A 13,305-nucleotide genomic window follows, 5' to 3' on the forward strand; every position below is an offset into this window, starting at 1 on the left:
CGGTCATCGTAGCTGGACAGGCTAGACGGCGCGGAGAAGCTCCTGGGTACGGTCAAGCCTCTCCCAGGTGAACCCGGAGCGGCCGAAGTGGCCGTACGCGCTGGTGGAGGCGTAGATCGGACGCCGCAGGTCAAGGTCACGCACGATAGCGGCCGGGCGGAGGTCGAAGACCTCCTCGACAGCCGAGGCGATACGCTGCGTTGGCACGGTCTGCGTGCCGAAGGTCTCCAGGTAGAGGCCGACAGGACGAGCCGAGCCGATGGCGTAGGCGACCTGGACCTCGCAGCGCCGGGCCAGGCCCGCTGCCACCACGTTCTTGGCGACCCACCGCACGGCGTAGGCAGCCGAGCGGTCGACCTTGGAAGGGTCCTTCCCGGAGAACGCCCCGCCGCCGTGACGGGCCATGCCCCCGTAGGTGTCCACGATGATCTTGCGGCCGGTAAGCCCGGCGTCGCCTGCCGGCCCGCCTACCACGAACTGGCCGGACGGGTTGACCAGAATCTCCGTGTCGTCTGCGGCCAGGTCAAGCCCCTGCTCTGCCTGCTCCTGAAGGACCGGGGCCACGACCTGGGTGGTCAAGGCGTCGGTGAGCCAGGCTCGGGTGCGGTCCTGGTCGTGCTGGGCAGAGACCACGACCGTCTCCAGGCTGACCGGGCGGTCTGCCTCGTAGCCGACTGTCACCTGGGTCTTGCCGTCCGGGCGCAGACCCTCCACGATCCCCTTCTTGCGCACCTCAGCCAGTCGTTGCGCCATGCGGTGGGCAAGGTGGATGGGGGTGGGCATGAGGACCGAGGTCTCGTCACAGGCGTAGCCGAACATGAGCCCCTGGTCCCCCGCGCCCTGGAGGTCCAGGGGGTCGGCCGGACCGTTGCCGCCCTCACGCGCCTGCAAGGAGGTCTCCACCCCGGCGGCGATGTCCGGGGACTGCTGACCGATCGACACCGAGACACCGCACGATCCCGCGTCGAAGCACACCTGGGAGGAGGTGTAGCCGATCCTGGAGATCTCTGAGCGGACGATCTCGGGGATCTCCACGTAGGCGTGCTCAGTGGTCACCTCTCCGGCCACGTGGACCAGCCCGGTCGTCACCATGGTCTCCACCGCCACCCGGGCATCAGGATCCTGCTCCAGGATGGCGTCCAGGATGGCGTCCGAGACGCGGTCACAAACCTTGTCCGGGTGACCTTCTGTAACCGACTCGGACGTAAAGAGCCGCACCGTTGACTTCACCAGCCAATCCTAACCACTTCCCACGGGCACGGACCGGTAGTCGGGCCGCTGGTCCTGCCGCTACCGCCCGCTCGCAGACAGGCGCTGCACGACCAGGTCAACCAGGGCCTCAGCAACCTGGGTCTTGGAGCCCTGCGCGCGGGTCACCTCGTGCCCCCGGTGGTCCAGCACGACGACGGCGTTAGGGACGTCCCCGAACCCCAGGCCGTCCCCCACCACGTTGACCGCCATCAGGTGCGCCCCCTTCCGACGGGCCTTGGCCCTGCCGTGGGCAAGAGCGTCCTGGTGGCTGTCACCGGTCTCGGCAGCAAAGCCGACCAGGAGCTGGCCCGGTCGGGGCGGGTCAGAGACCAGGCCAGCCAGGATATCGGGGTTCTCGACAAGCTCCACCGTCGTCAGCCCCGCAGGCTTCCCGCCTTCTGGCTTCGGGAGGCTCTTCTTGAGCTTGGTCGCCGAGACGCTGGCAGGACGCATGTCGGCCACGGCCGCCGCCATGACCACGACGTCCGCGTCTCGCGCCTCCTGGCACACGACCCGCTCCATCTCGACAGCAGTGCCCGTCTCCAGGACACGTACGCTGCCCGGCAGCGTGTCCAGAACGGCCTGCTCCACATGGGCCTGGACCAGGGTGACCTGCGCGCCCCGTGCGGATGCAGCCGCCGCCAGGGCACAGCCCTGGCGGCCCGAGGAGCGGTTGCCCAGGAACCGCACGGGATCAAGGGGCTCCCGTGTCCCCCCCGCCGTCACCAGTACGTAACGCCCCCGCAGTGCCGCTGACGGTGCTGTCGACCGTGCTGTCGACGGTGCCACTAACCGGGTACCCGCAGCCAGGTCGGCTGGCGTCGCCCAGGAGGTGCTAGCAGGCTCCTGGGAGTCCTGGACGTCCGCGCCACTCGGTGCAGTGTGGTCCAGAGCCGCCACGGCCTCGCGGATCACGCGCTCAGCCTCCGGCAGACGGCCGACTCCCCAGTCCCCGCCGGTCAGAGGCCCCGAGTCCGGCTCGATCACCTGCACCCCACGGCGACGCAGCACCGCGACGTTGTCCGACGTCGCCGGGTTGCGCCACATCTGCGTGTGCATGGCCGGAGCCAGGACCACCGGTGCGGTCGTGGCCAGGATGGTGGCAGTGAGCAGGTCGTCCGCCCTGCCCGCTCGGACCCGGGCGATGAGGTCGGCGGAGGCCGGGGCGACCAGGACAAGCTCGGCCCACTCAGCCACACCCACGTGCTCGACAGCCGCAGGGTCGTCAAAGAGCCCGCTGGACACCGGACCACCTGACACCGCCGCCAGGGCTGACTCGCCGATAAACCTCAGGGCCGCCTGCGTGGCCACCGTGCGGACCTCGTACCCAGCCTGCCTCAGGCCACGAATCACAGACGGCGCCTTGTAGGCTGCAACAGATCCGGCGACACCGACCACCACCCGCCGAGCCCCGGGTCCTGTCACCGCGCCGTCACCTCCGAGGACCTTCCCACTAGTCTCCTCGCCCGGCTCCCTGTCCTACCAGCATCGTCCTGCCAGTCTCCCGGTTCCGACAGCCCTGGCAGCGTGGTACCAGCAGCCGGTACCGGTAACACCGTGCCGGGAGCGTGCCCGGGATCAGAACTGAATGTCCTCAAGACTGGTGACGTCACCCGCCTCTGGGTCCTCCGCCCCTGTCAGTGAGACGGGGGTGTCCAGGTCGATGTCGGCAAACATGTCCGCCTCTGCCGCCCGCCGGGCCTCCTCAGCCTCAGCGCGGCGGGCACGCGCCACGTCCCCGGGGATGACTTCCAGCTTGTCCTCGGCGATCTCCCGCAGGGCGATGCCCAGTGACTTCTCCTCCAGCTCGGCCTCGACGAGCGGGCCGAAGAACTCCATCTGGTTGTCCTCCAACTGCTGGGTGTAGGCGTTGATCTGGCGTGCGCGCTTGGCGGCCTCCACGACGAGCCCGTACTTGGAGTCGACCTTGTCCAGGAGGTCGTCAATCGGTGGATTGGTGATGCCCTCGGGCTGCGGGGAGGTTCCGAGCATGGCGCGGCTCCAGTTCTGTCACGACGGTACTGCAACCGAATAGTCTACTCTCCCAGGCCCATGAGGGCCTCCAGCTCGCTCGTGGCACGTGACACGGTGTCGTTGACGACCGTGTAGTCGAACTCCCCTGCGGCGTCCATCTCCGTACGGGCTGTCAGCAGGCGGCGCTCCTGCTCCCGACGGTCCTCGGTGCCGCGTCGGGTCAGCCTGCTCATGAGCTCCTCCCAGCTGGGCGGCAGCAGGAAGACAAGCCGGGCCTGAGGCATCGCGACCCGGACCTGACGGGCACCCGCCAGGTCGATCTCCAGCAGGGCGGGACGCCCGGCCCTCAGCTGCTCCTCGACCGGCCCCCGGGGAGTCCCGTACCGGAAGCGCCCGTGGACCTGCGCCCACTCCAGCATCTGCCCTGTGGTGACCAGGGCATTGAAGTCCTCCTCGGACACGAAGTAATAGTGCACGCCGTCCACCTCACCAGGACGAGGACGACGTGTCGTCGCCGAGACCGACACGAAGAGATCAGGATGACGACGACGCAGCTCAGCCACGACAGTCCCCTTGCCGACCGCAGTCGGCCCGGCCAGGACGGTCAGGCGGGCCGACCTCGGTAAGGTGGCAGCAGGCGCCGGGGCGGCAGCATCAGTCATGGGCACATCATGGCTCACCGGGCAGGCTCGTACCAGCCAGCACGGCGGGGGTCTGCCGCGCCTCCCGGCGGGAGCCTGACAGGAGCGGCAGACCGTGAGACGCCCCCCAAGGGCAGTCGTCCCTGTCGTCTCAGCCAAAGCGTCTGATCAACTCGGCACGCTGCTGAGAGCCCAGACCACGCACCCGCCTCGTCGGGGCGATACCGACCTCCTCCAGAACGGTGTCGGCCGTCGTCTCCCCCACACGTGGCAAGGACAGCAACAGTGTCCTGACCTTCATCCGTCCCAGGGCCTTGTCATCCTGGGCGTCCGCCAGGAAGCGCGACAGACTCAGCCTGCCGCTCTTGAGCACTGACTTGACCTCGGCGCGTCGTAGTCGCGCCGCTGCGGCCTTCTCCAGGGCGGCAGCCCTCTGCTCCGGGGTCAGCTCCGGAAACGCCATCGTCCCCCTCCCTCCCGCTTCAGTGACCTGAAACACAAGGATACGACGGACGTGACGTCGGCGCACACGGAACAACCTCGCAGGCCCGGCATCGTGCCTTAGCCAGGCACAGAGCAGTGAAGTGCGGCGTCAGCCCCTCAGCAGGCCAGCGCGGCAGCGACTGCCTCACGGGTCTGCCCCGCCGCCCGTCGCAGCCCGGACACCTGAGGCCCCGCCTGCAGGACTGCGCGCGACGTCGAGGCCAGGACCCGGCGCCGCACCCTGCCGAAGACGCTCCGCAGCTCTGCGGCCCCCGCTCCCTGAGCCCCTACGCCGGGGGCTAGCAGTGCCGCGTTGGCTGAGGCCAGGTCAATCCCCAGGTCCCGCACGGCGCCACCGGTCGTGGCCCCCACCACCAGGCCGACACTGCCCAGGTAGCCCGCCTTGTCAGCGGCAGCGTTCGACCGGGCCACAGCCTCGACGACACCCGCCGCCACTGAGCGCGCGTCGCTGCTGCGCGCGTGCTGGACCTCAGCTCCCTCCGGGTTGGAGGTCAGTGCCAGCACAAACACTCCCCTGCCCGTGGCGGAGGCAAGGTCCAGCGCCGGGGCGAGCGATCCGTAGCCCAGATAGGGCGAGACTGTGATCGCGTCAGCCGCAGCAGGGGCGTCCTCATCCAGGTAGGCCTGGGCGTAGGCCCCCATCGTGGAGCCGATGTCGCCCCGCTTGACATCAAGGATGGACAAGGTCCCGGCGTCCCTCAGCGCTTGCAGGACCTCCTCCAGCACCGCCACCCCCGCAGAGCCGTGGCGCTCAAAGAAGGCAGCCTGCGGCTTGACGGCAGCCACGCGGCCGGAGACGGCCTCCACCACCCGCAGGGAGAAGTCGCGCAGGCCGACAGGGGAGTCCGCCAGCCCCCAGGCCTCCAGGAGGCCTGGGTGCGGGTCGATACCCACGCACACGGGGCCGCGCTCTGCCATGGCCTGGGCCAGCCTGACCCCGAAGGGCGGACGTGCGGGACGGCGACGCGGATCACGACCTGCTGCGCTCATGGCGTGCGCTCACTGCCCAGAGCCGTCCGCAGCCGCCACCGGTACGCCGTCCAGGACGGTAGGCCGCCCGTGCAGGAAGGTCGCCCGCACCTGGCCAGGCAGCTCCGTCCCCGCGTAGGGGGTGTTGTCCGAGTTGGTCCACTGCGCCGTGCCGTCCACGGTGCGGCGCACGTCCGGGTCCACGACCGTGACATTGGCGGCGGCACCAGGTCTCAGGTCCTGGCCCTGGTCAGCCAGGCGACCGATGCGGGCCGGAGCGGTGGACATGACGCGGGCGAGGTCCCGCCACCCCATACGACCGGTGGAGACCATGGTCTTGATGACCACGCTGAGCGCTGTCTCCAGGCCCGTCATGCCAAAGGCTCCCGCCGCCCACTCGCAGTCCTTGTCCTCCAGGGGGTGGGGGGCGTGGTCGGTGCCGACCACGTCAATGGTCCCGTCGGCCAAGGCCTGGCGCACGGCCTCGACATCGGCCTGGGTACGCAGCGGTGGGTTGACCTTGTACAGCGGCGAGTAGGTGCGCGCCATCTCGTCGGTCAGGAGGAGGTGGTGCGGGGTGACCTCCGCAGTGACGCTGATGCCACGGGCCTTGGCCCAGCGGATGATGTCGACACTGCCCGCTGTGGACAGGTGGCACACGTGCAGGCGGCTACCCACGTGCTCGGCCAGGAGGACGTCACGGGCGATGACGGACTCCTCTGCTACCGCAGGCCAGCCTCGTAGGCCCAGCTCGGCGGACACGGCGCCCTCGTGCATCTGGGCGCCCTCGGTCAGGCGAGGGTCCTGGGCGTGCTGGGCGATGACGCCGTCGAAGGACTTGACGTACTCCAGGGCGCGACGCATGAGGACAGGGTCGGACACGCACCTGCCGTCGTCGGAGAAGACACGGACACGGGCGGCTGAGCGGGCCATCGCCCCCATGTCGGACAGGCGGTCGCCCTTGAGGCCGGCAGACACGGCGCCCACCGGGTGGACATCCACCCACCCTGCCTCCCTGCCGAGGCGCAGGACCTGCTCGACAACCCCGGCGCTGTCCTGGACGGGAGTGGTGTTGGCCATGGCGAACACGGCGGTGTAGCCGCCGACGGCGGCCGCACGGGTGCCGGTGAAGACCGTCTCCGCCGACTCGCCCCCGGGCTCACGCAGGTGGGTGTGGATGTCGACCAGGCCAGGCAGGGCGACCAGCCCCTCCAGGTCGTGGCGCACGGTGTCCTCAGACGCCCGGGCCGAGGCCTCAGGGCCGACCGCCGCGATCGTGCCGTCGGCCAGGAGGATGTCAGTCGGGTCCTCGCCGTAGGGGCGGACTCTGCTCAGGAGGTGGGAGGTCACAGCTGGTTCCCTTCGTCGGCGAGGAGGAGGTAGAGGGCGGCCATGCGCACGGACACGCCGTTGCCGACCTGCTCGATGATGCGTGAGCGCGGGTCGTCGGCGGCCCCTGCGGTGATCTCCAGACCGCGGTTCATGGGGCCGGGGTGCATAACGATGGCGTGGTCGGGCATGGCAGCACGCCGGGCCTGGTCCAGGCCGAAGGCGCTAGAGTACTCGGCTGGGCTGGGGAAGAACCCGCCGCCCGCAGCGCTCATGCGCTCACGCTGCACCCGCAGCATCATGACGGCGTCAGGACGGATACGGGCGATAGCCTCGTCCAGGTCGTAGGAGACCTGGCAGGGCCAGTCCTCCATACCGACCGGCAGCAGCGTGGAAGGAGCCACGAGCGTCACCTGGGCTCCCAGCGTGCTCAGCAGGTCCACGTTAGAGCGGGCTACCCGGGAGTGGAGGACGTCCCCGACGATAATGACCCGTGCCCCGTCCAGGTCACGGCCCTGGGGCGCCGGGGACCCGTCCACGCCCTCGCCCCGACCTCCCCGGGGGCCGGGGGCGTACCAGCGTCGCAGGGTCATGGCGTCCAGGAGCGCCTGGGTAGGGTGCTGGTGGGTGCCGTCCCCGGCGTTGAGCACAGGGACACTGATCCACCCCGCGTGCGCCAGCAGGTGCGCCGCACCGCTGGCCGAGTGGCGCACGACGACCGCGTCGGCGCCCATGGCCATGATCGTCTGGGCGGTGTCCTTGAGGGACTCCCCCTTGGAGAGGCTGGAGCCCTTGGCGGAGAAGTTGATGACGTCGGCACTCAGGCGCTTGGCAGCGGCCTCGAAGGAGAGCCGGGTACGGGTGGAGTCCTCGAAGAAGAGGTTGACCACCGTCTTGCCCCGCAGGGTCGGAAGCTTCTTGACGGCATGGCGCTGGGTGGCTGCCATGGTCTCGGCCGTGTCGAGGAAGGACACGGCCTCGTCGTGGCTGAGGTCCTTGGCGCTGAGCAGGTGCTTCATCGGTTGTCCTCCTGGGCCTGCACGCTGGCCGGGCCCAGGGAGCCGGGCGATGAGGGCGTACGGACAATAGCGACGGAGTCGGAGGCGGCGCCCAGCTCGGTGAGGCTGACCACCACCGTCTCGCTGCGCGAGGTAGGCAGGTTCTTTCCCACGTAGTCCGCCCTGATGGGCAGCTCGCGGTGGCCCCGGTCCACCAGGACGGCCAGCTGGACGGCCCGTGGGCGGCCCAGGGCACCAAGCGCGTCCAGGGCGGCCCGGATGGTGCGGCCCGAGTAGAGGACGTCGTCAACCAGGACGACAGTCCTGCCGTCGATACCGCCCTCCGGCACGGAGGTGGGCTGAGGCACCCGAATAGGGTGGCGGCCCAAGTCGTCACGGTACATAGTGATGTCCAGGGTTCCCACGGGGACCTCCGTGGACACGTCTACCTGGTCCTCCCCCCGGCTGGCTGCTGCCAGCGCAGCCACCAGCCTCTGTGCCAGCGGCACCCCGCCGCTGGGGATCCCGAGGACGACAATGTCATCTGTTCCGCTGTTGCGCTCCAGCACCTCGTGGGCGATCCGGAACAAGGACCGGGCTACCTCGGGCGGGCCAAGGATCTCCTTGCCTTGCGACGGTGCGCCTGCGGCGCCTGACATACGCTCGGCCACTGCTGGCCTCCTTCCCCGCCTCGCTGGACGGACTTAAAGGATGTCGGTCGGTCTTACTCTAGAGCACGGCTACCACCGCTGCACCCTTCCGCACCACCGAAGAGACCAGTGTCACTCCTGAAGTACCACCTCGTCACCTCCTGATCCATCTCCTGGGGGGACCGGATGCAGCCGTGCTCGCGAGTGCCGTCGCCGCCCGGGCGACAGTGGTGGCCCGGCGGCAACCCCGGTAGCATCTCGGCATGCACGTCCCCCGTCACTTCGCGCTTCCCGAGGAGTACGCCGCCCGTCTGCTCACCCAGGTGCGTGCCGGCAACCTCGTGACCGTCCACGCGGACGGGCCCGCCGCCACGCTGGTCCCCTTCTACCTCGACCAGGACCACAACACGCTGGTGACGCACCTGGTACGCAACAACCCGCAGGTCCGCACGCCAGTCCTGGGACCTGCGCTGGTCATCCTGGACGAGGCTGACGCCTATGTCGCTCCCAAGTGGTATGCCACCAATGAGGTCAAGGCAAACGTACCTACCTGGGACTACATCACCGTCCACGTCACCGGGAGGATCCGGGTGGACCCGAGCCCTGCGGCTGCTCTCAGGGCGGCCCGCGAGCTGACCCTGCGCACGGAGCCCCGGGAGGTCCTGGACCGGGTCGGCGAGGACAGCCTGGAGAAGATGGCCCGGGCGATCGTGGCCGTGGAGGTCCAGGTCGAGCACGTGACGGGCAAGGCCAAGATGAGCCAGAACCGGCACCCCGACGACATCCGCAGCCTGATCGCCGCCCTGGAGGAGCAAGGACAGACACGGCTGGTGGAGTTCCTGCGGGAGGTCAGCCTGCCTTACGCCGAGGAGCGCTTTGCCACGATCAACCACCTACGCAGCCGCACGCGCGGCGCGCAGGAGAGGTCCCAGCGTCTTGCAGCCCCGCAGGACGTCCCCGAGCGCTCCTGAATCATTCCGGCTGCCCGTCCCGGTGCACCTGGCACCGGTGTACGGGGCTGGGACCGGTCGTGAGAGCCCCCGGTACCGCGATGACGCACCCCGGCTCGCAACGCGTCCAGGGTGCGCCCCGACAGCCGTGCTGTCAGCGCAGCGTGTCCGCCAGGTCGCCAATGCGTCCCAGCAGGCCGTTCAGGAACCTCGGGGACTCCTCGGTCGACAGCAGCCGGGCCAGCGTCACGGCCTCGTCCACCGCCACCGGGACATCGACGTCGTCGTTGTAAATGATCTCCCAGGTGGCTGCGCGGGCAATCGCCCGGTCCACGGCAGGCATACGTGCGAGCACCCACCCCTGGGCATAGGTCTGGATGGCTTCGTCAATGTCTGCCAGGTGGTCGCAGACCCCCTCCACCACCTGTCGGGCGTAGGCAGGCGCCTCGGTGTGGTTGGCGGAGTAGACCGCCCGCTGCGCGGCAAAACTCCTCAGCCTGCGCGAGGCGTCATGGTATGAGGCGTCATGGCTGCCCGCGTCAGGGAGACCCCCCTCGGCGGTCTGAGCTCCCCTGCCGGTGCGCGCCATCAGCCCGCGCTGGTCGGCCTCGAAGAGAATCTCCACAGCCCGGCGCCTGGCCTTGGTCCGCGCCGTGACCGCGTGCCTGGCCCGCCTGCTGCGGCGTGAGGACGGCGTCCCGGACCGGGTCCCGTCCTCGGTGCCCTCTCCCTGGGTGCCGGCACCAGACCGGTCACCATCTGCCACGGCTCCTGCTGGTTGCGAGGAGCCCTGCGCAGCAGGCTCTGCCATCAGTCAGTCCGTGACGCGGGAGATGTAGGAGCCGGTACGGGTGTCAACCTTGACCCTGTCACCGGTGTTGAGGAACAGGGGCACCTGGATCTCCGCACCGGTCTCGACGGTGGCCGGCTTGGTGCCTGCGGAGGAGCGGTCTCCCTGCAGGCCCGGCTCCGTGTGCGAGATCGTGAGGACCACGGAGGGGGGAAGCTCGACGAACAGGACAGCATCCTCGTGGAAGGCGACCGTGACGTCCTGGCCCTCAAGCATGAAAGTGGCGGCCTCCCCGACGGTCGCCGCCGGGACGTAGACCTGGTCGAAGGTCTTGACATCCATAAAGACGAAGTCGTCACCGTCCTTGTAGGAGTACTGCATGTCACGACGGTCGACGGTCGCCGTGTCCACCTTGAGGCCGGCGTTGAAGGTCTTGTCCACCGTCTTGCCCGACAGCACGTTCTTGATCTTGGTGCGCACGAAGGCGGGCCCCTTACCGGGCTTGACGTGCTGGAACTCCACCACCTGCCACAACTGCCCCTCCAGGTTGAGCACCATGCCGTTCTTCAAGTCGTTTGTCGTGGCCACGAGCACATCCTCACTGTCTGTCAGGGTCTGTCTATTCAGGGTTTGTCTCAGGATCTATGGCGTCTTGATAGAAGGGACTGCGGAAGGTCCGGGAACGGCGAGAGTCTACCGCGCCCCGGTCCCCGTGCCCCAGACGGGCTCCTGTCAGGCCGGTCACGAGCCCGTCCCGGCCCCGCAGCGATGTGCCACCCGCTCAGCAGCCTGACAGGGAGTAGTGCCCGTCGTGTCGACGACGACGTCAGCCAGCGCGCGGCAGACCTGCTCCCGCTGCCGCAGCATGTGCGTGAACTGTCGGTGGACGTCCCCCAGCGCGATGGAGCGTGGCGCGTCCAGGCCGTTACGCGCCGCCAGAGCCCGCGCGCGGGCCAGCAGTGCCACGACGCAGCCGCCCGAGCCCCGTGTCCTGGCGACCGCTGCCCGGACCTCCTCGCGGTCCAGGCAGCCCGACCCCAGGGCCAGCACGGCTGCCGGGTAGCGTTCCTGGGCCTCGCGCAGCACAGCGCACGCGCAGCGCGCCTCAGCCTCCCGGTACCGCTCCTCCGGCACCTCGACCAGGGCGGTTGACGGGTGGACGCCCAGCTCACGGGCCACCGTGGTCCGCAGGTCGGTGAGGACCCGGCCCGTAGCCTGGGCCAGGGCGTGGCCGACGGAGGAGCACCCGGCCCCCGGCGGTCCCAGGAGCACGACGAGACCGGTGGCCCTCACCGTGCCGCCCCGTTCCCACCGGCGGTGACGGCCTCGTGGGCCAGCCGCAGGACAGGCTCCTCGGGAGCAGTCGTGCGCACCGGGGCTCCGACCCGCTCCAGGAGCACCATCCTCAGCACCCCACTACGCACCTTCTTGTCACTCAGCATGATCTCGTACAGCTCCTCCCAGCGCCCGTGCCCCTGCGGGAAGGAGGTCGGCAGGCCGACAGCAGCCAGGACCCGGTAGTGCACAGCCAAGGTCTCAGCATCGAGCCTGCCTGCCAGGTGCGCCGTGTGGGCGGCGAACAGGCAGCCGACCGCGACCGCCTCCCCGTGCCGCCAGGTGTACCCGGTGGCCTTCTCCACCGCGTGAGCGTAGGTGTGCCCGTAGTTGAGCACCTCCCGCTGCCCGGACTCGGTCAGGTCCTCGCTGACGACGGCGGCCTTGACCGACACCGAGCGGGCTACCAGGTCGGCCAGGACCGGGGAGTCCCAGCGGGTGCAGGCCTGCGGGTCCTCCAGGACCCTCTCCAGGATGACAGGGTCTGCGATGAGCCCGCACTTGACGACCTCCCCCAGGCCGGCCCGCAGCTCGGCATCCGGAAGGCTCGCCAGCACCTCCGTGTCCGCCAGGACGGCGCAGGGGGGGTGGAACGCCCCCACGAGGTTCTTTCCTGCTGCTGTGTTGATCCCGGTCTTGCCCCCCACTGCGGCGTCAACCATGGCAAGCAGGGAGGTAGGGACCTGGACCACGGGCACTCCTCGCAGCCAGCTGGCGGCAGCGAAGCCTGCGAGGTCGGTGGCGGCACCGCCGCCCAGGCCGACTACCACCCCGTCACGCCCCATGCGGAAGGCTCCCAGCTCGTGCCACACCTTCTCCAGGACCTTTGCGGTCTTGGCCTCCTCCCCGGCAGGAACACTGATGCGGGTAGCACGCAGGCCGACACGGCCCAGCTCGGCCTCGTAGGCCTCTGCGGCGGCACCAAGGTGCTCGTCGTGAACCACAGCCACCCCACCTCTGCCGCCGCCCGCAGCCTGGCGCACCGCAGCCTGCAGCTGGTCCTGGAGCCCCCGGCCCACGAGGACCTCGTAGGGTCGTGGCCTCTCCACCCGGATCCGGTGCAGCCCGACGGCTTCCGGGGCAGACAGCTCCTCGTGCTGCACCTCGGCACGGGCTGAGCCGACCACGTCGGCGGGACTGGGCAGGACCGGGCTGCCACGACCGGAGACGAGCGGGGTCAGCGCCCCGGCAACACGGTGGGGCCTGGCTCCCAGGGTCACCAGGACCAGGGCTGCGACCTGCTCGGCGCTCAGCCCATCGGTAGGGACGGTGATCGAGGCGACCTCCTCGTACAGCGGTGCCCTCTGCGCGTACAGGGCCTCCATCCGCTCCAGGACCAGGTCGTGGCTGCTGCCTCGCCCGCCCTGCTCCGCGTCCTGCGGGTCCTGGCCCACAGCCGTGTCAGCCGCGCCGGGTGGGGACGTGCCCTGCTTCGGCACGGCAGTGCTGAGCGCCGCAGCCGTGCCGGTACTGCCGGGCGCCTCGTCCCCAGTCATCATCAGCGGCCGACCGGACCCGTCCCCGACGTGGGCGGCAGCGGTGAGAGGGGTGGCCTCCAGGTAGACCACGACGCGTCCCCTGAGGAGCTCCCGGTTCTCCCGGCGCACCACCGCGCCACCGCCCAGCGCCACGACACCGAGCGCCGCTGCCGGGGAGTCGAGGACGGCACGCAGTGCCCTGTGCTCGCGGTCGCGGAAACGCTCCTCCCCCTCGGAGGCGAAGATCTCCGGGATGGTCATCCGCGACCTGCGACGCACCTCGGCGTCGGTGTCGGTGACCTGGACGCCTAGGGCATGGGCCAGGAGTCGTGCCACCGTGGTCTTGCCCGCACCAGGAAGCCCGACAAGGACCAGCGGCAGGACGTCGTCGTCAACGGCAGGAGGTGGCCTGTACCGGCCTGTCGTGCTCACGGGC

General features: G+C 69.8%; 14 protein-coding genes. 1 reads left to right on the forward strand and 13 read right to left on the reverse strand.

The annotated features are described in order from the left end of the window. Positions 1-21 precede the first annotated feature (21 nt). The 9 genes from metK to pyrR form a co-directional block, all read right to left on the reverse strand. Entirely contained in the window at positions 22-1,230 is a 1,209-nt protein-coding gene (gene metK / locus CWS50_RS06210) for a methionine adenosyltransferase (RefSeq protein ID WP_180342477.1), read from the reverse strand. A gap of 60 nt (positions 1,231-1,290) precedes the next feature. After that, on the reverse strand, positions 1,291-2,676 hold the full coding sequence (locus tag CWS50_RS06215; RefSeq protein WP_127842089.1) for a bifunctional phosphopantothenoylcysteine decarboxylase/phosphopantothenate synthase: 1,386 nt from the start codon (positions 2,674-2,676) through the stop codon (positions 1,291-1,293). 153 nt (positions 2,677-2,829) lie between these two features. After that, positions 2,830-3,243 carry a DNA-directed RNA polymerase subunit omega gene (gene rpoZ, locus CWS50_RS06220; RefSeq protein WP_127842090.1) on the reverse strand — a complete coding sequence of 138 codons (414 nt, stop codon included), beginning with the start codon at positions 3,241-3,243 and terminating at the stop codon, positions 2,830-2,832. A 44-nt stretch (positions 3,244-3,287) separates the two neighbouring features. Continuing rightward, positions 3,288-3,887 (reverse strand): guanylate kinase, encoded by a 600-nt coding sequence (gene gmk, locus CWS50_RS06225; protein WP_127842091.1) that lies wholly within the window; start codon positions 3,885-3,887, stop codon positions 3,288-3,290. 130 nt (positions 3,888-4,017) lie between these two features. Then, the gene (mihF, locus tag CWS50_RS06230; protein WP_127842092.1) at positions 4,018-4,329 is read right to left on the reverse strand and encodes an integration host factor, actinobacterial type; all 312 of its coding nucleotides are present in this window, start codon (positions 4,327-4,329) and stop codon (positions 4,018-4,020) included. Between the two features lie 137 nt (positions 4,330-4,466). Next, on the reverse strand, positions 4,467-5,360 hold the full coding sequence (pyrF, locus tag CWS50_RS06235) for an orotidine-5'-phosphate decarboxylase (RefSeq protein WP_127842093.1): 894 nt from the start codon (positions 5,358-5,360) through the stop codon (positions 4,467-4,469). A gap of 9 nt (positions 5,361-5,369) precedes the next feature. Next, positions 5,370-6,689: a dihydroorotase gene (locus CWS50_RS06240; RefSeq protein WP_127842094.1), complete on the reverse strand. Its 1,320-nt coding sequence runs from the start codon at positions 6,687-6,689 to the stop codon at positions 5,370-5,372. Continuing rightward, a complete protein-coding gene (locus tag CWS50_RS06245; RefSeq protein WP_127842095.1) occupies positions 6,686-7,687 on the reverse strand; it encodes an aspartate carbamoyltransferase catalytic subunit in 1,002 nt (333 codons plus the stop codon). The genes CWS50_RS06240 and CWS50_RS06245 overlap by 4 nt, the downstream gene beginning before the upstream one ends. After that, positions 7,684-8,337 carry a bifunctional pyr operon transcriptional regulator/uracil phosphoribosyltransferase PyrR gene (pyrR, locus tag CWS50_RS06250; RefSeq protein WP_279221968.1) on the reverse strand — a complete coding sequence of 218 codons (654 nt, stop codon included), beginning with the start codon at positions 8,335-8,337 and terminating at the stop codon, positions 7,684-7,686. The genes CWS50_RS06245 and pyrR overlap by 4 nt, the downstream gene beginning before the upstream one ends. Before the next feature lie 242 nt (positions 8,338-8,579). Here pyrR and CWS50_RS06255 point away from each other — a divergent pair, with 242 nt between their 5' ends. After that, entirely contained in the window at positions 8,580-9,287 is a 708-nt protein-coding gene (locus CWS50_RS06255) for an FMN-binding negative transcriptional regulator (protein ID WP_127842096.1), read from the forward strand. Between the two features lie 133 nt (positions 9,288-9,420). Here the strand turns inward: CWS50_RS06255 and nusB are convergent, their stop codons facing one another. The 4 genes from nusB to aroB form a co-directional block, all read right to left on the reverse strand. Further along, the gene (gene nusB / locus CWS50_RS06260) at positions 9,421-10,077 is read right to left on the reverse strand and encodes a transcription antitermination factor NusB (protein ID WP_127842097.1); all 657 of its coding nucleotides are present in this window, start codon (positions 10,075-10,077) and stop codon (positions 9,421-9,423) included. 3 nt (positions 10,078-10,080) lie between these two features. Beyond that, on the reverse strand, positions 10,081-10,644 hold the full coding sequence (gene efp, locus CWS50_RS06265) for an elongation factor P (protein ID WP_127842098.1): 564 nt from the start codon (positions 10,642-10,644) through the stop codon (positions 10,081-10,083). A gap of 153 nt (positions 10,645-10,797) precedes the next feature. Beyond that, positions 10,798-11,349, reverse strand: coding sequence for a shikimate kinase (locus CWS50_RS06270; protein ID WP_127842099.1), 552 nt, complete (start codon positions 11,347-11,349; stop codon positions 10,798-10,800). Continuing rightward, complete coding sequence (aroB, locus tag CWS50_RS06275; protein WP_127842100.1) at positions 11,346-13,301, reverse strand: 3-dehydroquinate synthase; 1,956 nt, start codon at positions 13,299-13,301, stop codon at positions 11,346-11,348. Before aroB ends, CWS50_RS06270 begins: the two co-directional genes overlap by 4 nt. Positions 13,302-13,305: the final 4 nt, after the last annotated feature.

It is taken from the genome of Actinomyces wuliandei (genome assembly GCF_004010955.1).
GTDB lineage: Bacteria > Actinomycetota > Actinomycetes > Actinomycetales > Actinomycetaceae > Actinomyces > Actinomyces wuliandei.

Bases quoted from the DNA above. Each gene is read 5' to 3' on its own strand.
- rpoZ (WP_127842090.1), bottom strand. From the start codon at position 3,243: ATGCTCGGAACCTCCCCGCAGCCCGAGGGCATCACCAATCCACCGATT.
- gmk (WP_127842091.1), bottom strand. From the start codon at position 3,887: ATGACTGATGCTGCCGCCCCGGCGCCTGCTGCCACCTTACCGAGGTCG.
- mihF (WP_127842092.1), bottom strand. From the start codon at position 4,329: ATGGCGTTTCCGGAGCTGACCCCGGAGCAGAGGGCTGCCGCCCTGGAG.
- pyrF (WP_127842093.1), bottom strand. From the start codon at position 5,360: ATGAGCGCAGCAGGTCGTGATCCGCGTCGCCGTCCCGCACGTCCGCCC.
- CWS50_RS06245 (WP_127842095.1), bottom strand. From the start codon at position 7,687: ATGAAGCACCTGCTCAGCGCCAAGGACCTCAGCCACGACGAGGCCGTG.
- CWS50_RS06255 (WP_127842096.1), top strand. From the start codon at position 8,580: ATGCACGTCCCCCGTCACTTCGCGCTTCCCGAGGAGTACGCCGCCCGT.
- nusB (WP_127842097.1), bottom strand. From the start codon at position 10,077: ATGGCAGAGCCTGCTGCGCAGGGCTCCTCGCAACCAGCAGGAGCCGTG.